Consider the following 15,571-nt stretch of genomic DNA (forward strand, 5'->3'; position numbering starts at 1 on the left):
GACTATGCTGCAGTGATCAGGACCAGGGAGGCAGCGGCGTGCCAGTCACCGACTCGGCGATCGAGAAGATCAAAGCCATGATCGTCAGTGGTGAGCTGCGCCCTGGTTCGCGACTCCCCAAGGAGGCCGACCTGGCCGAGCGGCTCGGTCTGTCGCGCAACTCCCTGCGTGAGGCGGTGAAGGCCCTCTCGCTCATCCGGGTGCTCGACGTACGTCAGGGAGACGGCACGTACGTGACGAGTCTGGAGCCCAACCTGCTGCTGGACGCGCTGGGCTTCGTCGTCGACTTCCACCAGGACGACTCGGTGCTGGAGTTCCTGGAGGTCCGCCGCATTCTGGAGCCCGCCGCCGCAGCCATGGCCGCCCGAGTGATGCCGGACGAGGACATCGCCGCGCTCGGAGAGGTCCTGGAGAGCCTGAGTGACGACGCCTCCCTGCAAGAGCTGATCGACAACGACCTCGAGTTCCACCACAGGATCGCGGTTGGTTCGGGCAACACCGTCCTGTGCTCGTTCGTCGACGGCCTGTCCGGCCCGACCGCCCGGGCGAGGATCTGGCGCGGGCTGACCGAGGAAGGCGCGGTCGACCGGACCCGCCAGCAGCACCGCGCCATCCTCGACGCCATCGCCCACCGCCGCCCCGATGTCGCGCACGCCTGGGCGACGGTGCACGTGGCAGGCGTCGAGCAGTGGCTGCGGGACACCCTCGGCGCAGCCGGATCCTCGCTCGGCTGAACCGGGGCGAGGGCTTCAAGGGGCGCGACCTCCGCGTAGGCGGGGCGGATGTACGGGATGCATTCGACGCAGTCGGCAAAGTCGACCGCGAAGAGGTGTTGACGGCCAAAAGTGTGAGTGGTTGAATACTCATATGAGCAAGGAGCGAACCCGCCAGTTGTCCACCGCGGAGGAGCGCCGCGAGACGGTGCTGCGCACCGCCATCGGCGCCTTCGCGGCGCGTGGCTACTGGGGCACCACCACCACCGAAGTGGCCAAGGCGGCCGGCATCTCCCAGGCGTACGTCTACCGGCTCTTCCCCAGCAAGGAGTTGCTGTTCGCGGCCGTGGTCGAGCACTGCTTCGTCCAGGTGCGAGCCAGTCTGGAGAGTGCCGTGGCCGAGGCCCCGGGCAGCTCGCCGGAGGTGGTGCTGGGGGCCATGGGTGATGGGTATGCCCGGCTGATCAGCAACAACGACCTCATGCTGATCCAATTGCACGCCCAGGCGGCGGCCGTCTCCGAGCCTGCCGTGCGCGAGGTGGTCCGCCGGGGTTATGCCCGCCTGGTGGAGTATGTGCGCGGTGCTTCCGGTGGCAGTGAGGAGCAGGTCCAGCAGTTCTTCGCTGTCGGCATGCTCTGTCACCTGATCGTCTCGCTGGGCGCGGACGAATCGGACGGGCCCTGGATGCGGACGCTGTCGGCGGGCGTCACCCACTACTGAGGAGGGGCGGCGGGGTACGGCCCCGCATCTTCTCGGTTCAGGAAAATGAGTGGTCAGCCACTCATGTTTTTCGCTCAAGAGAGTGAGTGGTTAGCCACTCAATATTGATCGCCAACCGACATCAGTCAAGGAAGGAGCCAGGTGCCATGGACGCCCTGCTCACCCCGCCCGCTTCGCCCACCGCTCAGAACTCCTCGCCCCATCCGCGCCGCTGGGCCGCCCTGGCCGTGCTCGCGGTCGCCCAGTTCATGGTCGTGCTCGACTCGTCGATCGTGAACATCGCCCTGCCGGACATCGGCACCGGCCTGCACATGTCGGCGCCCTCGCTCTCCTGGGTGGTCACCGCCTATGTGCTCACCTTCGGCGGACTGCTCATGCTCGGCGGCCGGATCGCCGACCTCCGCGGCCGGCGCTCGACCTTCCTGACCGGCCTGGTCGGCTTCGCCACCGCCTCGGCGGTCGCCGGCTTCGCCTCCTCGGCAGGCATGCTGATCGCCGCCCGTGCCGTCCAGGGATCGGCGGCGGCGCTGATGTCACCGGCCGCCCTCTCCCTGGTCACCACCCTGTTCGCCGGCAGCGAGCGGCCCAAGGCGCTCGGGGTGTGGGGAGCGGTCGCCGGCAGCGGCGGCGCGGCGGGCGTGCTCCTGGGCGGCGTACTCACCGGCACGCTCGGCTGGCCCGCGATCTTCTTCGTCAACCTCCCCGTCGCGGCGGTCGTGGCCGCAGGCGCCCTGCGGTACGTGCCCCGGAGCTCCGGGACCGGTGGGCGGGTCGACCTCCCCGGGGCGGCCACCCTCACCGCGGGACTCGCCCTGATCGTCTACGGCCTCTCACAGAGCCACGACAGCGGGTTCGGCTCACCCCTGGTCCTGTCCGCGCTCGGTCTCGGTGCAGTCCTGCTGGCAGCGTTCGTCGCGACAGAGCGGGCGGTCGCCCATCCCCTGGTGCCGCTGCGGATCTTCCGGCTGCGCACCGTCACCTCGGCCAACGCCGTCATGGCGGCGGTCGGCGCGACCACCGTCGGCCTGTTCTTCTTCCTCTCCCTCTACCTGCAGCGGGTCCTCCACTACACGCCGCTCAAGGCCGGACTCAGCCAACTGCCCCTCGCCCTGACGATCACCGCAGCCGCCTGGCTCGCGCCGCGGCTCGCGGCCCGCACCGGCGTCAAGACCGTCCTGGTCACCGGGCCACTGCTGCTCACCGCCGGACTCGGCTGGTTCTCCACCGCCTCCGTCCACGGCACCTACGCCGGCGACGTCCTCGGGCCCGCGCTCCTGGTCGGAGCGGGACTGGGCCTGTCCTTCGTCAGCATCAACGTCACCGCCGCCGCCAAGGTCGCACCGAGTGACGCCGGCCTGGCCGGGGGGCTGATCAACACCACCCAGCAGGTCGGCGGAGCCATCGGGCTCGCCCTGCTGAGCGCCATCGCCACCAGTCGCACCGCAACGGCCGGCCCGACCCTCGCCTCGGTCAACAGCGGCTACCAGGCAGCCTTCCTCACCGCGGCGGCCATCGCCGCTGCCGCCGCGCTCCTGGCGGGCCTCATCGCCCCCCGCACCAGCCCCCGCACCAGCTTGCCCGCACCGGGGAGCCCGACCGGCAGCACCCGGTGAGGGCCCTGCTCCCCGAGCCCTGCCTTTCCAGCCAAGCCCTGACCCTCCATCGAAGCCCTGACCCTCCATCCCGAGCCACGAAGGACATCGCCATGAACGCCAACACCCCGCAGTCCCACCCCGCCGTGTTCACCATCGACGAGACCGCCCCCGTCGTCGTCCGCCTGTCCACCGTGATCGACGCCCCGCTGGAGACGGTGTGGGCCCTGCACACCGACATCGACTCCTGGGCCGACTGGAACGCCGACGTCGACCAGGCCAAGCTCGACGGCCCGCTGCAGCCCGGCAACTCCTTCCACTGGAAGACCCACGGCCTGGACATCACCTCCACCGTCCGCGAGATCGTCCCCGGCGAGCGGCTGGTGTGGGGCGGGCCCGCCAACGGCATCGACGGCGTCCACGTGTGGACCTTCGAGCAGACCGCCGGCCAGGTCACCGTCCGCACCGAGGAGTCCTGGAGCGGCGCGCCCGTCGACGCCGCCGCCGAGGAACTCGGCCAGGCCCTGCAGCACTCGCTGACCACCTGGCTGGCGAGCCTCAAGTCCCGTGCCGAGCAGCAGAGCTGACGCACGTCAAGCCGGATCGGCACATCACCGTACGAACCATCCGAATCGCACGAACCATCCGAACCATCCGAACCGACAAGAGAGGCACCTGTCATGACCAGCAAGCCCTACCTGACCGGCCACTACACCCCCGCGGTCGACGAGATCACTGCCACCGGCCTCACCGTCGAGGGCACCCTGCCGCCGGAGCTGACCGGCCGGCTGATCCGCAACAGCCACAACCCCAAGCCCGGCGTCACCCCCACGCACTGGTTCAAGGGCAGCGGCATGGTTCACGGCATCCGCCTGCGCGACGGCCGGGCCGAGTGGTACCGCAACCGCTGGGTGCGCACCCCCGCCCTCGACGGCGCCCCCTACCTGACCGACCAGGGCCCCGACCTGACCGCCAGCACGGCCGGCACCCACGTCATCGAGCACGCCGGACGCCTGCTGGCCCTGTGCGAGGCCAACTTCCCCTTCGAGCTCACCCCGGAGCTGGAGACCATCGGCGCCTACGACTTCGACGGCAAGTTGCGCAGCGCGATGACCGCGCACCCGAAGTCCGACCCGGTCACCGGCGAGCTGCACTTCTTCGGCTCCTCGCCGTTCCCGCCGTACCTGGTGTACTACGTCGCCGACGCCACCGGCCAGGTCACCCACAGCTTCGAGGTGCCGGGGGCCACCGCCTCCCTCAAGCACGACTTCGCGATCACCCGCAACCACGTCGTCTTCGTCGAGGGCACCGTCACCTTCGACCCGACCGAGCACTCCGGCATCCCCTACGGCTGGAACGATGCCCAGCCGGCCCGCATCGGCGTCATGCCCCGCAGCCCGCAGGGCGCCGGGAAGATCCGCTGGTTCGCCATCGAGCCGGGCAACATGCTGCACGCCGCCAACGCCTACGAGGACTCCCAGGGCCGCATCGTGCTGGAGGGCCCGACCGTGGACCGCGAGGGCTTCCAGCTCTCCTGGAACTGGTGGATCGGTGCCCCCGGGCGCGGAACCGAGCCCAACACTCGCTCCTACACCCGTCGCTGGGTCGTCGACCTGGCCGCGGGGAGCGTCGACGAACAGATCATCGACGACCTCGCGGTCGAGTTCCCCACCCTCAACGAGGACTTCCTCGGCGCCGAGCACCGCTACCAGTACGCCGTGTCCTTCCCCGACCAGGACGGCTTCGGCGGCTACGGCGTCGTCAAGTACGACCGCACCACCGGCGCCCGCCGCATCCACCAGGCCGGTGACGCCCGCCTGCCCAGCGAGGCCGTCTTCGTCCCCGCCGCCGGCGCCACCCGGGAGGACGACGGCTACCTGCTCACCGTCGTCTCCGACCTCAAGCAGGACGCCTCCCAACTCCTGGTCCTGGACGCCGCCGACCTCGGCCGGGTCGCCACCGTGCACCTGCCGCGCCGGGTCACCGGCGGCATCCACGGCTCCTGGATCGACGACACCGACCTCGACGACACCCGCAGCTGAACCAGCACACCTCCCCGGGGACACGCCCGCAGCCCGTCCCCGGGGGCCCGGCCCGAACCCCACGCCACCTGCCATCCGAAAGGCCACCACCATGCGCACGCTCGCCGCAGCGACGCTCGCCGCCACCACCGCGCTCGTCCTCATGACCTCCGGCACCGGCGCCTACGCCGCCGCCGACGACCAGCCCGCCACCCCCGCCACCGTCCTGGCCGCCCACTGCGGCGACGCGCGAATCGACGCGACCGCGCCGGTCATCACTCGCGAGAACATCCTCATCCACGGGCCCCTGCGCACCATCTGGAAGATCCAGACCGACGTCGAGAAGTGGCCCACCTGGCAGCCCGACGTCGTCACGGTCGTCCAGGACACCCCCGGCCCGCTGCGCCCCGGCTCCGTGTTCCGCTGGACCACCCAGGGGCTGAACATCACCTCCACCGTCAAGAAGGTCGAGCACGACAGGTGTCTGGCCTGGGGCGGCCCGGCCCAGGGCATCACCGCGATCCACGTGTGGACCTTCACCCCGACCCGTGACGGAGTCCTCGTCCACACCGAGGAGTCCTGGACCGGAGCGCCCGTCGACGCCGACCAGGCGGCCCTGCAAGCCGCCCTCGACAACTCCCTCCACAACTGGGTCGACAACCTCAAGCACGAGGCCGAGGCCCAGGCCGCCGCCCAGTAGCCCGCCTCGACATGTAGCCCGCGACTGCTTCCGGACCAGGCATCAGGTCCGGAAGCAGTCGCGTCTCCGGACGGAGTGCCCCCGACCGGGTGGGGCATGGCCGAACGGGCCGCAGGCCATGCCCGGAACGACTCCGAGCCGCACGGATTCAGCAACGTCTTGCGAGGAACCCTGGGCGTTTACGCCCGGGAGGAATCGCATCCTCTGCGTCCGGTCGTGACGGTCAGTCTGGCCGCTTCTGGTTCTCGATGTATTCCTTGACGATGCTGAGCGGTGCGCCTCCGCATGATGCGGCGAAGTAGGACGGTGACCAGAAGTGCGCGCCCCACAGGTACTTACGGATGTGGTCGGGGAACTCCTGGCGCAGGCGTCGAGCGGAGACCCCCTTGAGTGATCCGACCAGCTTGGACAGGGCAACCTTCGGCGGGTACTGCACCAGGAGGTGCACGTGGTCACGTTCTCCGTTGAACTCGACCAGCTCGGTTTCGAAGTCGGCGCAGACGCTGCGCATGACCTCTTCGCACCGCCGAAGGATCTCGTCGGTGAACGGGCCGCGCCGGTATTTGGGCGTGAAGACCAAGTGGGCGTGGAGGGCGTGGGCGACGGTGCGGCCCTTGCGGATATTGGGGTTTGACTCCCATCGTGGTGACATAGATCAACTGTAGTACGCTGTCCGTCATGAAGATCGTGACGCAGGTCAAACTGATGCCGGAGGCCGACCAGGCCGCCGCGTTGTCAGCGACCTTGGGCACGGTCAACGAGGCGGCCAACTGGGTGTCCACAGTGGCGTTCGAGCGTGGGGTGCCGCGTGAGTACGAGCTGCGCAAGCACACTTACCCGGAGTTGAAGGCGTGGGGGCTGGGGGCGCAGGCGGCACAGCATGTGATCAAGAAGACCCGTGACGCCTACACCACGTTGAAGGCGAACATCAAGGCCGGGAATCTGGGCAAGCCGGGTTCGAAGCGACGGGTCAGGGCGGAGTCCAAGCCCATCGTCTTCCGGCCGGAGGCCGCGCAGCCGTATGACGACCGGTGCCTGTCGTGGCAGTACGACGCGGGGACGGTGTCGGTTTGGACCACCGCCGGGCGGCTCAAGAACGTTCGCTTCGTCTGCTCGTCGGACGCTCTCAAGATGCTCCGCGAGCACCGCAAGGGCGAGTCCGATCTCATCCGGCGTGACGGCGTGTTCTATCTGATCGCCGTATGTGACATCCCCGAGACCCCGTTCAACGAGGACCCTGCCGGGTTCGTCGGCGTGGACCTGGGGATCGTCAACATCGCCACCACGTCCACCGGCTACCGGGCCGCCGGGCGTGGACTGAACCGGCACCGCAAGCGGCAGCTCGACCTGCGGAAGAAGTTGCAGGCCAAGGGCACCAAGTCTGCCAAGCGCCTGCTGAAGAAGCGGAACCGGCGCGAGCAGCGCCACGCCGCGAACGTCAACCACATCGTCTCGAAGACCATCGTCACCGCCGCTGAACGCACCGGCCACGGCATCGCCCTCGAAGACCTGGGCGGCATCCGGGACCGGGTACGGCTCCGCAAGGACCAGCGGACACAACTGCACTCGTGGAGCTTTCACCAGCTCGGCCGGTTCATCGCCTACAAGGCGAAGCGGGACGGAGTGCCGCTGGTGCACGTCGATCCGGCGTACACCAGCCGGCAATGCTCCGAGTGCGGCCACATCGACCGGAAGAACCGAATCGATCAAGCAACATTCGCGTGCCGGGCCTGCGGGACCGTGCTGAACGCGGACGACAACGCGTCCCACAACATCGCCCGCAAGGGCGAGACCGTGTGGACCGCGGGGCGTGAGTCACGCGTCCCAGCACCCGTATAGGCGCTCAGACGGAGGAGGCCACGCGACAGCCAGCCGCGCCCTACCTCCAAGCCCGGTCCTTCAGGGCCGGGTCAAGTTGACTACCTCCGTCGGCAGATCGCAGCCCTGCCCCGCTGACCTCTCGGCCCGGTGGGGGCTTCCTGGCATCATCCCGGCATGGCCCCAGCTCTGCCCCGCACCGTCCGAGCCGTCGACACCGACCAGCTCCTCGCCTTGGAACAGGAGGCCGCCACATGCGGCTTCAGCCAGCGGCTCCCGCTCGACTGGCTCCAAGAGCACCTCTCCGCAGAGGCGACGCACTACCTCGTCCCCACACTCGTGCACCGGCTCAGCCACCGTCCCGAAGTGTCGCCACAGTGGAGGTGCCAGCTGCTGCTGACCGTCAGGACTGGCGAACAGATCTGGGGTCTCCTCGACGTCCTTCCCGGCACCTTCGACAAGATCCCGGAGACCTTGGACGCGGCGGCCAAGAAGGACATCGCCAGCCGCATAGAGCGAGCCGTGACCCAGCGCGAGTGGGCAGAGCGGACGGCTGCTGATGCCGGTCCTGAAGAAATGCCACGGAACTGAGACACGGGCACCTGGACCTGGGCTGAGACAGCCCAGAAACCCGCTGGTCAGGGCTGTTGTCTATGACACGAGCCGCGAGATCCTACACGCGATGTCGCTCGTCGGGGTCTTGAGCAGCAGCGTTGCCGGCGGGCCAGGCGACGAAGTTCTCTGGACAGTTCGCCCCTCCAGGTGACTGTATGTACCGCATTGCGTGCGTAGGGTTCCAGTCGTGCGAGTGGTGAAGGTGCCCGATGCGGCAGCGGGCCAGCCCCAGGGACGGCTTGTCGATGCGTCCGGCGAGCCGGTGGTTGAAGTCGAGGAGTTCTTGCGGTTGTTGACGGTGCGGGCGTACTCGCCGAACACCGTCCGGGCCTACGCTCACGATCTGCAAAAGCTCTACCTGTTCTGCGAGGATCGCGAGATTGGGGCGGCCGGGTTCATGCCAGCCCGAGCTGTGGAGTTCCTGGGGTTGCGGTTGGAGGACATCTCCTACGGCCAGTGCCGGGTGACCGTCCGCAAGCGGTTCGATCACCCACGTGGAGTGCAGCAGAAGTCCCGTCGGGACCGCGTGGTTGACCTTCACGAAGGACGGGCGCCCTGGCAGCTCTCAACGCCTACATGATGCGTGAACGGCCGTCCGATGCGGACAGCCCCTGGGCCTTTCTCGTCGGGGGCCGGGGCAAGCATCGGGGCGAACCGCTGAGCTATGGCGCGCTGGTGCGGATGTTCGCCCGGGCCGCGCAGCGGGCCGGAGTGCGAGATGCCTGGTTGACGCCGCACAGCCTGCGGCACACCCACACCACCAGGATGTTCGAGGGCGGCATGCGGGAGCTGACGCTGATGACGCGGCTCGGGCACGCGACGCCGGACTCGATGAAGGTCTACACCCGGGTCAGCGATCCCGAGGTCGTCAAGGACTATCGCCAGGCAATTGGAGAGCAGGACACGTGAGCACGAACGCCCCGTTGTGAGCGGCCTCATCGCCTCTCACCCTCGCACCCGGGATCCCCCGGCACTGCCCGGATGCGGAGTACACGGCGTTCGTCGCCGCACTGCCGACCAGCGACCGGTGGCGCCGCAAACACGCCCAGTTCCACCTGCGGTTTGTGCGCACCTATCCGGACCTGCACACCTGGTTCGCGCTGCCACTCCGTGACCGCCTGGGCTGGCGCAACGGAGAGGGGCAGAATCAGCGGTGCGCCCCGGAGCCCGGCTTTGACGCGACCACGGCATGGATCAACTTCAACGCCCGCCACTACCTGACCTACCTCGCGCTCACCGGCCGTCTGCGCATGGACTGGGGGTGGCTGCTGGGCATCGGCGTACTCAAACCGTTCCTCGTCACCGACCAGCTCCAACTGCCGCTGCGCGACCGGACCGAGGACCTTCGCAACTGTCTCCTTGCGCTCGGACACGCCCGCGACGACGCGGCCTTCCGGGTCCCCTGGGGCCTGATCCGACTGGTGATACACCGTGGCGACCCAGATCTCCGCACACTCGCCTGCGACGACATCGAGGGGATGCGGCATGCCATCCGCCACTGCGAGCGCATTCCCGGCCTGCTCGACGTCGTCGGCGAGGACCGCTGCCCCACGCTGAAGGCGTCGTGGCGTACCAATGCCTACCGCACCGGCCTCGCGCTGTTCCGCGCTGGCATCACCGCCCGACCGCCCGACCGCCCGACCGGGAGGAGAGGGTTCCGCTGCCGCGGCTCAGCGGCAAACCCCGCATCGATGCCATCTTCGAACGGTTCCTTGTCGAACGCGCCCTGGTCCTGCGGCCGGAGAGCATGTCCAGCACCCGAGGCGGGCTGCGCCGCTTCGGGCTCTGGTTGGACACCGAACGCCCGCACATCGAAAGTCTCGACCAACTCAACCGGGCCGACCTGGTCGACTTCATGGAGTCGGTCCACCGACTGCACAAGATCAAGCACCCGGACCAGCCGCTGAGCCGGGCCTACCGCGCCGGCATCATCTCCACCGTCGCCGTGCTCTTTCGCTACGCTGCAGTCGCCGAATGGGACGACGTCCCTGCCCGCCCACTGATCGCGCATGCCGACATGCCCCGCGTCATCGAACGTGTCCCCCGATTCATCCCAGCCGACCAGCTCGATCCGCTCATGGACCGCGTCCGAGCCCTCGACTGCCCACTCCAGCGGTGCGCGCTGCTGGTCGCCCGGTGGAGCGGTGCCCGCCGCACCGAGATCCGCAAGCTCCATCTCGACTGCCTCGACTCCTACCCCGACGGCACACCCCGGCTACGGCTCGCAGCGGGCAAGTTCTACAAGACCGAACTCGAACTCGGCCGCTGCCTGCGCCTGCCACAAGAGGGACCCTGCGAGTGTGAGCTCTACCTGACCTGCGCGAAGTTCGGCACCACCCCGCAATACGCTCCCCGCCTGCGCGAACGCCTCTGTGTCGAACAGCAACTGATCGCCGACGCCAGGGACCGTGGCTGGGAACACGAGGTCGAGCGGCACCAGCGCACCGCCGACCGGCTGACCAGCCTCCTGGACGACCTCGGGGAACCCCTTGATCAATGAAGGACGGACTGGTCGATGGGACAGTGCGGTAGCTTCCTCGACATGGATGAAGAGATTCTCACAGGTGGAGGGGTGAACAACGTCGTGCGCATCGGGGAGACGGTGCGCCGGCCAACTGGCCCTTGGACCCTGGCTGTCCACGCTCTCCTGAGCCATCTGGCCGCAGCCGGGTTCACCGGAGCGCCGAAGGCACACGGCGTGGATGATCGCGGCCGGGAGGTACTGGACTTCATCCCCGGACAGGTCGGTGCCGATTCGATCTTTGGGGACGACGGCGATGCGCGGCTTCGCGCCGTAGGCCGACTTCTCCGCGCCTTCCACGACACGACCGCAGGCTTCTGTCCGCCTGCCGGCACGATCTGGTACTTCCCATCCCGCGGCCCAGTCGAGGTCATCTGCCACGGCGACGTCGCCCCTTACAACACGGTGTTCCGCAAGGGGCTGCCGGTGGCTCTGATCGACTTCGACACCGCACATCCCGGCCCGAGAATCTGGGATGTCGCCTATGCCGCTTACCGGTTCGTCCCGCTGACCGTCGCACCCGACGAGGGTGCGGTGCCGATGGACGAGCAGGCCCGGCGACTGCGCCTGTTCGCCGATGCCTACAAGTTGGCCGACAAAGACCGCGGTGCCCTCGTCGAAATCGCGATCACGCGGCTGGAACACCTGGTTGCACACATGAAGGCACAAGCCGCCGCAGGAAGTGAGGCGTTCGCCGGGCATCTGGCCGCAGGCCACCACTTCCTTTACCAAGCCGACGCAGAGCACCTGGCGCGGCATTCGGAGGAACTCACCAGGGCGCTGAAGTCGCCGGACTGAGTAGGGACGATGCGTAGGGGCTCCCTGCGCGGTCCGACGCCACGATCGAGTGGTACTCGATGGGATGAACCTCGATCGGAAGATCTTGAAAGTGTCCAGATAAGTGAGGAAGACCCGGGCCCGGTGGTGGGGTGCGCCGACGTCGGAGGGGCGAAGCACGAGCCATTTCGCGTCGTACCGGAGCTGGGCCAGGGGGCCGAGTACGGCGCCAAGTGCCCGCAGATCAGGCTGGGTTGGGTCGTCTCCCAGACACCACGGGCAGCGTTCCACGTCGCCAGGGGAGGTGGCGACGGCGGGGGAGGTGAGGAGTCCTCGTACATTCTCGACCACCAGGAGGTGCGGGCGGAGGGCTTCGACCGCACGTGCCACGTGAAGCCAAAGGCCGGATCGGGTTTCGGAGTTGAGCCCGGCGCGGCGGCCGGCAACCGAGAGGTCTTTGACAGGGGAAACCTGCCGTGAGGACGCACACCCGCTCGACGCCGGCCCAGTTGACCGTGGTGATGTCGCCCGGATTCGGTGCGTGCGGCCAGTGCCGGGCCAGGATCTTCGAGGCGCCCGGGTCGACCTCGGCGTGCCAGGCGACCCGGCCGCCGAGTGCGGCCATGACCCCGAGGTCGAGACCTCCGTACCCGCTGCACAGGCCCCCGGTGACGGGGCCGCGGTCGGCCGTCGTGAGCGCGGGCATCATCGCCGGTTCCGGGCGGCCTGAGCGGCCGGTGCAGCCGGGGCTGGTGCAGAGCCGTTCAGATCAACTGAAACAGACGAGGTGGCGGTGGTCGAATATTGGAACTGTCCGCATGCCTGCCGCATCAGGGCTCCCGGGACGACCGGTTCGCGGCGTAGACGGCCCAGTCGCCCGCTGATGCCTTCTGAGCAACCGAGAAACCCACGCGACCGCTGTCGGTAGGTGATGCGAGACTCGGCCCCATGAAGCCCAATGATCCTAAAGACGACCTGCATCGCTACCTCAAGGCGGCCCGCGAAGCCATCGTCTGGAAGCTGGACGGATTGTCCGAGTACGACAGCCGCCGCCCCCTGACGCCGACCGGCACCAACCTCCTCGGCCTCGTCAAGCACCTCGCCAGCGTCGAACTCGGGTACTTCGGCCCGACTTTCGGCCGCCCGCACAACGAATCCCTCCCCTGGCACGAGGAGGACTCCGAGCCCAACTCGGACATGTGGGCACCCGCTGACGAGTCGCGCGAGGATATCCTCAGCCTCTACTACCGCGCCTGGGCCCACGCGGACGCGACGATCGAGGCGCTGCCGCTCGATGCGATGGGCCACGTCGCGTGGTGGGGCGACGACGGCGACGTGACGCTTCAGCGGATCATGCTGCACATGACGGCCGAGACGAACCGTCACGCCGGCCACGCCGACATCGTCCGCGAGCTGATCGACGGCAAGGCCGGCATGCGGGAGACCAACAGCAACATGGATGGCGGCGACGAGGCCTGGTACCAGGAGTACTGGAACAGGCTGGAGGCGTCCGCCAAGGAGGCCCAGGCCAAGCCGAGCTGAGTTCGTTCGGGGAGGTGGGGGCTTGCCTTGGTAGCTCGCGTTGTTGCCTACCTCCCCGCCCTCATCGCATGAGGGTGTCGTCCGTTCCGCACGTTGATGACGCGAGGAGCTGTGTCATGACGGCGTAGTCCCCGTCTGTTGTCGATCGGAGCGGCGTGCGACGTCGGCAGCGTAGGCGGCCCAGTCTCCGGCGGATGCTTTCTGCCACTGGACGGCGACTTGGATGTGGACGCTGGGCATCCGGGCGACGATCGTGGCGGGGAGCTCGGTGGCGAGGGTGAACAGCGCGGCGGAGCGGTCTTCCCTGGGTTGGTGGCCGCCGTCACCACGTCGGACGACAAGCGCGGCGCCTGCGCCATCGAGAAGGGCTGCGAGACCGACCACACCGTCACGACCGGAAGCATCCCGTCGCCCACGCTGACGCCCACCGACGGCGGCCGGACGCCCGGCACTCCAGCCCCCCGGCCCGTCGGCCCGAGGGCCGATGGGCCCGCAGGTCCCGGCTGCTGGGGCGGTTCCGGTGGCTTCAACACCTCGGCAGACGTCGGGCGTCCTCGCCAGCACCGGCACCACCGTGCTCACCACAGCGACGATCAGCGGCGCCCCGCTGATCCTCGGCGCCTTCACTGTCGCCCTCAGCCGACGCCGGCGCCACCAGGGCTGACCCGACGGACCCCAGGGTGGGGTGGCCGTGGCATCCAGCCACGGCCACCCCACCGTTCATCATCGATCACCTCGATCGCCAAGCTCCTCGGCGTCAGCCCCGGCACCCTCTACACCCACATCCCCGACCTGCAGGAACTCCGCGCCGCCGGCCGCGTCCCGAAGGGCGCCGAGTCCTCCATCGACATCCCGCTCGACACCGTGAACTGACGCCGGCACACCGAAGGCGGGGCCGCCCGGCAGCACGCCGGGCGGCCCGACGCCGTTCGCGGTACGGGTGCGCGCCTACCCGGCCGGCGTCGGTACGGCGCCCGTGGCACGGACGCGCTGACGCAGGAAGAGGGCGGCGCGGTCCAGGGCCTCGTCGGCCTCGTCGAGGACGCCGGCGAAGGACTGGAACACGTGCGGCACGTCGGCGGTGACGTCGAGGATGACGTCCACGCCCGCCGCGCTCGCCCGTGCGGCCAGCCGGGTGGAGTCGTCCAGCAGCACCTCGTTGGCGCCGACCTGGATCAGCATCGGCGGCAGGCCGGTCAGGTCGGCGTGGACGGCCGGGCTGAGCAGCGGGTGGCGCGGGTCGGCTCCGGCGAGGTACAGGGCGCCGGTGTGTTCGAGGGCGGCGCGGGTGAAGATCGGGTCGATGCCCTCCTTGGTCTCCATGCTCTCGCCGGTGCGGGTCGCGTCGGTGCCCGGGGAGAAGGCCAGGACGGCGGCGGGCAGCGGCAGGCCCGCGTCCCGGGCGGCGAGGCAGGTGGTGACGGCGAGTCCGCCGCCGGCGGAGTCCCCCGCGAAGGCAATGGCGGAGGGGTCCGCGCCGCGATCGAGGAGGGCGCGGTAGGCGGCCAGGGTGTCCTCGATGGCGGCGGGGAAGGGGTGTTCGGGGGCGAGCCGGTAGTCCAGCGAGTAGGCCGGCAGACCGGTCCTGGCCACGAGGTGCCCGGTCAGCGAGAGCGCGGTCTCGGGCGAGCCGAAGACCCAGCCTCCGCCGTGGAAGTACAGGATCGTCCCGGTGCCGTCGTCGGTGCCGCCGCCCGGTCCTGCCGCCGGCTCCACGCGCAGGGCGGGCCGGCCGCCGAGCGTCGTCGGCGCGGTGCGGATGCGGTCGTGCGGCACGATCATCCGGGCCATCAACTCCCGGAACCCGGCCCGGATCTCCTCGACCGACCGGGGTCCGTCGGGGCCCGGCTGCCGCAGGATCCCGTCGACCCGGATGCGCTGCTCCCTGCTCATGGGCACACTCCCGCCACAAGTAGCTTCCCGTACACTATATGCTGTGGAATATACATTGAGCGGAGCCCACGCCGCAGCTGACTTCTCCGAGCTCTTCGCCGACCTGGTCCGGTGCGAGACGCGCCTCTACCACGCCCTCGGCGAGCGGCTCCGCGAGCGGCACGGGATCGTCACCTCGCAGTACGAGTTCCTGAGTTACCTGCGCGACCACCCCGGCTGCCGGGTGGCCGACCTCGCCGCCGAGTTCGCCATCGGCGTCGGCGCGACCAGCAAGGGCATCGACCGTCTGGAGAAGCAGGGGTGGGCCGCCCGCCGGCCGAACCCGGCCGACCGTCGCTCCTCCCTGCTGGCCCTCACCGATGACGGCGCCCGGCTCGTCGCGGAGGCGGAACGGACCTTCACGGACGGCCTCGCCGAACTGCTCGGGGGCGCCCTCGACGAGCCCGCGCTGACCGCCCTCGGCCGGGCCCTCGCGACCCTGCGGGCCGCGCTCGAACGCGACCAGGTCGGCACGCCCGCGGGCTGACAGGTCGACAGGCCGACACCGAAGCGGGGGGGGGGGGGCGGGGGCCCCCCCCCCCCCCCCCCCCGCCCCCCCGCCCCGCCCGCGGGGGGGGGGGGGGGGGGGGGGCCCCCGCCCCCCCCCCGCGCCCCCCCC

At 69.5% G+C, this 15,571-nt stretch carries 18 protein-coding genes and 2 pseudogenes; 16 read left to right on the top strand and 4 right to left on the bottom strand.

Annotated elements, in window-relative coordinates; all coding sequences use genetic code 11:
• Window positions 1-38 precede the first annotated feature (38 nt).
• From ACIOJE_RS38660 to ACIOJE_RS38685, 6 genes are all read left to right on the top strand, one after another.
• The gene (locus tag ACIOJE_RS38660) at window positions 39-734 is read left to right on the top strand and encodes a FadR/GntR family transcriptional regulator (RefSeq protein ID WP_280679236.1); all 696 of its coding nucleotides are present in this window, start codon (window positions 39-41) and stop codon (window positions 732-734) included.
• A gap of 133 nt (window positions 735-867) precedes the next feature.
• The gene (locus ACIOJE_RS38665) at window positions 868-1,434 is read left to right on the top strand and encodes a TetR/AcrR family transcriptional regulator (RefSeq protein ID WP_280679235.1); all 567 of its coding nucleotides are present in this window, start codon (window positions 868-870) and stop codon (window positions 1,432-1,434) included.
• A gap of 146 nt (window positions 1,435-1,580) precedes the next feature.
• A complete protein-coding gene (locus ACIOJE_RS38670; RefSeq protein ID WP_400782991.1) occupies window positions 1,581-3,047 on the top strand; it encodes an MFS transporter in 1,467 nt (488 codons plus the stop codon).
• 92 nt (window positions 3,048-3,139) lie between these two features.
• A complete protein-coding gene (locus tag ACIOJE_RS38675; RefSeq protein WP_400782993.1) occupies window positions 3,140-3,613 on the top strand; it encodes an SRPBCC family protein in 474 nt (157 codons plus the stop codon).
• A gap of 93 nt (window positions 3,614-3,706) precedes the next feature.
• Window positions 3,707-5,068 (top strand): carotenoid oxygenase family protein, encoded by a 1,362-nt coding sequence (locus tag ACIOJE_RS38680; RefSeq protein ID WP_400782996.1) that lies wholly within the window; start codon window positions 3,707-3,709, stop codon window positions 5,066-5,068.
• Window positions 5,069-5,159: 91 nt separating this feature from the next.
• Window positions 5,160-5,747 carry an SRPBCC family protein gene (locus ACIOJE_RS38685; protein WP_400782998.1) on the top strand — a complete coding sequence of 196 codons (588 nt, stop codon included), beginning with the start codon at window positions 5,160-5,162 and terminating at the stop codon, window positions 5,745-5,747.
• Window positions 5,748-5,970: 223 nt separating this feature from the next.
• On the opposite strand, the gene tnpA is transcribed toward ACIOJE_RS38685, so the two are convergent.
• On the bottom strand, window positions 5,971-6,399 hold the full coding sequence (tnpA, locus tag ACIOJE_RS38690; RefSeq protein ID WP_280679226.1) for an IS200/IS605 family transposase: 429 nt from the start codon (window positions 6,397-6,399) through the stop codon (window positions 5,971-5,973).
• Between the two features lie 26 nt (window positions 6,400-6,425).
• Here tnpA and ACIOJE_RS38695 point away from each other — a divergent pair, with 26 nt between their 5' ends.
• From ACIOJE_RS38695 to ACIOJE_RS38725, 7 genes are all read left to right on the top strand, one after another.
• Window positions 6,426-7,586 carry a transposase gene (locus ACIOJE_RS38695; RefSeq protein WP_280679224.1) on the top strand — a complete coding sequence of 387 codons (1,161 nt, stop codon included), beginning with the start codon at window positions 6,426-6,428 and terminating at the stop codon, window positions 7,584-7,586.
• Window positions 7,587-7,742: 156 nt separating this feature from the next.
• A complete protein-coding gene (locus ACIOJE_RS38700) occupies window positions 7,743-8,156 on the top strand; it encodes a hypothetical protein (protein WP_400783000.1) in 414 nt (137 codons plus the stop codon).
• 211 nt (window positions 8,157-8,367) lie between these two features.
• Window positions 8,368-8,760, top strand: coding sequence for a site-specific integrase (locus ACIOJE_RS38705; RefSeq protein ID WP_400783003.1), 393 nt, complete (start codon window positions 8,368-8,370; stop codon window positions 8,758-8,760).
• Complete coding sequence (locus ACIOJE_RS38710; protein ID WP_400783006.1) at window positions 8,757-9,089, top strand: tyrosine-type recombinase/integrase; 333 nt, start codon at window positions 8,757-8,759, stop codon at window positions 9,087-9,089. Before ACIOJE_RS38705 ends, ACIOJE_RS38710 begins: the two co-directional genes overlap by 4 nt.
• A gap of 155 nt (window positions 9,090-9,244) precedes the next feature.
• Window positions 9,245-10,087, top strand: coding sequence for a hypothetical protein (locus ACIOJE_RS38715; RefSeq protein ID WP_400783009.1), 843 nt, complete (start codon window positions 9,245-9,247; stop codon window positions 10,085-10,087).
• Window positions 10,036-10,680: a hypothetical protein gene (locus ACIOJE_RS38720; RefSeq protein WP_400783011.1), complete on the top strand. Its 645-nt coding sequence runs from the start codon at window positions 10,036-10,038 to the stop codon at window positions 10,678-10,680. The genes ACIOJE_RS38715 and ACIOJE_RS38720 overlap by 52 nt, the downstream gene beginning before the upstream one ends.
• A 42-nt stretch (window positions 10,681-10,722) precedes the next feature.
• Window positions 10,723-11,499: a phosphotransferase gene (locus ACIOJE_RS38725; protein ID WP_400783014.1), complete on the top strand. Its 777-nt coding sequence runs from the start codon at window positions 10,723-10,725 to the stop codon at window positions 11,497-11,499.
• A gap of 162 nt (window positions 11,500-11,661) precedes the next feature.
• Here the strand turns inward: ACIOJE_RS38725 and ACIOJE_RS38730 are convergent.
• Window positions 11,662-12,012: pseudogene (locus tag ACIOJE_RS38730) on the bottom strand (DNA cytosine methyltransferase); the annotation flags it as partial.
• Window positions 11,996-12,187 (bottom strand): annotated as a pseudogene (locus ACIOJE_RS38735) (DNA methyltransferase); the annotation flags it as partial. The pseudogenes ACIOJE_RS38730 and ACIOJE_RS38735, both read right to left, overlap by 17 nt.
• A 239-nt stretch (window positions 12,188-12,426) precedes the next feature.
• On the opposite strand from ACIOJE_RS38735, the gene ACIOJE_RS38740 reads away from it, so the two are divergent.
• Entirely contained in the window at window positions 12,427-13,020 is a 594-nt protein-coding gene (locus ACIOJE_RS38740; protein ID WP_400783016.1) for a DinB family protein, read from the top strand.
• Window positions 13,021-13,540: 520 nt separating this feature from the next.
• Entirely contained in the window at window positions 13,541-13,684 is a 144-nt protein-coding gene (locus tag ACIOJE_RS38745) for an LPXTG cell wall anchor domain-containing protein (protein ID WP_400783018.1), read from the top strand.
• Between the two features lie 284 nt (window positions 13,685-13,968).
• On the opposite strand, the gene ACIOJE_RS38750 is transcribed toward ACIOJE_RS38745, so the two are convergent.
• A complete protein-coding gene (locus tag ACIOJE_RS38750) occupies window positions 13,969-14,913 on the bottom strand; it encodes an alpha/beta hydrolase (RefSeq protein WP_400783020.1) in 945 nt (314 codons plus the stop codon).
• 43 nt (window positions 14,914-14,956) lie between these two features.
• Between ACIOJE_RS38750 and ACIOJE_RS38755 the strand changes: the two genes are divergently transcribed.
• Window positions 14,957-15,439 carry a MarR family winged helix-turn-helix transcriptional regulator gene (locus ACIOJE_RS38755; protein WP_280679209.1) on the top strand — a complete coding sequence of 161 codons (483 nt, stop codon included), beginning with the start codon at window positions 14,957-14,959 and terminating at the stop codon, window positions 15,437-15,439.
• Window positions 15,440-15,571: the final 132 nt, after the last annotated feature.

The organism is Kitasatospora sp. NPDC087861, from assembly GCF_044742585.1.
In the GTDB taxonomy this organism is placed as follows: Bacteria; Actinomycetota; Actinomycetes; order Streptomycetales; family Streptomycetaceae; genus Kitasatospora.

What these genes read in the sequence shown, in the direction of transcription:
- ACIOJE_RS38695 (WP_280679224.1), top strand. Translation starts at nt 6,426, where the DNA reads ATGAAGATCGTGACGCAGGTCAAACTGATGCCGGAGGCCGACCAGGCC.
- ACIOJE_RS38740 (WP_400783016.1), top strand. Translation starts at nt 12,427, where the DNA reads ATGAAGCCCAATGATCCTAAAGACGACCTGCATCGCTACCTCAAGGCG.
- ACIOJE_RS38665 (WP_280679235.1), top strand. Translation starts at nt 868, where the DNA reads ATGAGCAAGGAGCGAACCCGCCAGTTGTCCACCGCGGAGGAGCGCCGC.
- tnpA (WP_280679226.1), bottom strand. Translation starts at nt 6,399, where the DNA reads ATGTCACCACGATGGGAGTCAAACCCCAATATCCGCAAGGGCCGCACC.
- ACIOJE_RS38720 (WP_400783011.1), top strand. Translation starts at nt 10,036, where the DNA reads ATGGAGTCGGTCCACCGACTGCACAAGATCAAGCACCCGGACCAGCCG.
- ACIOJE_RS38700 (WP_400783000.1), top strand. Translation starts at nt 7,743, where the DNA reads ATGGCCCCAGCTCTGCCCCGCACCGTCCGAGCCGTCGACACCGACCAG.
- ACIOJE_RS38725 (WP_400783014.1), top strand. Translation starts at nt 10,723, where the DNA reads ATGGATGAAGAGATTCTCACAGGTGGAGGGGTGAACAACGTCGTGCGC.
- ACIOJE_RS38680 (WP_400782996.1), top strand. Translation starts at nt 3,707, where the DNA reads ATGACCAGCAAGCCCTACCTGACCGGCCACTACACCCCCGCGGTCGAC.
- ACIOJE_RS38710 (WP_400783006.1), top strand. Translation starts at nt 8,757, where the DNA reads ATGATGCGTGAACGGCCGTCCGATGCGGACAGCCCCTGGGCCTTTCTC.
- ACIOJE_RS38685 (WP_400782998.1), top strand. Translation starts at nt 5,160, where the DNA reads ATGCGCACGCTCGCCGCAGCGACGCTCGCCGCCACCACCGCGCTCGTC.
- ACIOJE_RS38670 (WP_400782991.1), top strand. Translation starts at nt 1,581, where the DNA reads ATGGACGCCCTGCTCACCCCGCCCGCTTCGCCCACCGCTCAGAACTCC.
- ACIOJE_RS38675 (WP_400782993.1), top strand. Translation starts at nt 3,140, where the DNA reads ATGAACGCCAACACCCCGCAGTCCCACCCCGCCGTGTTCACCATCGAC.
- ACIOJE_RS38750 (WP_400783020.1), bottom strand. Translation starts at nt 14,913, where the DNA reads ATGAGCAGGGAGCAGCGCATCCGGGTCGACGGGATCCTGCGGCAGCCG.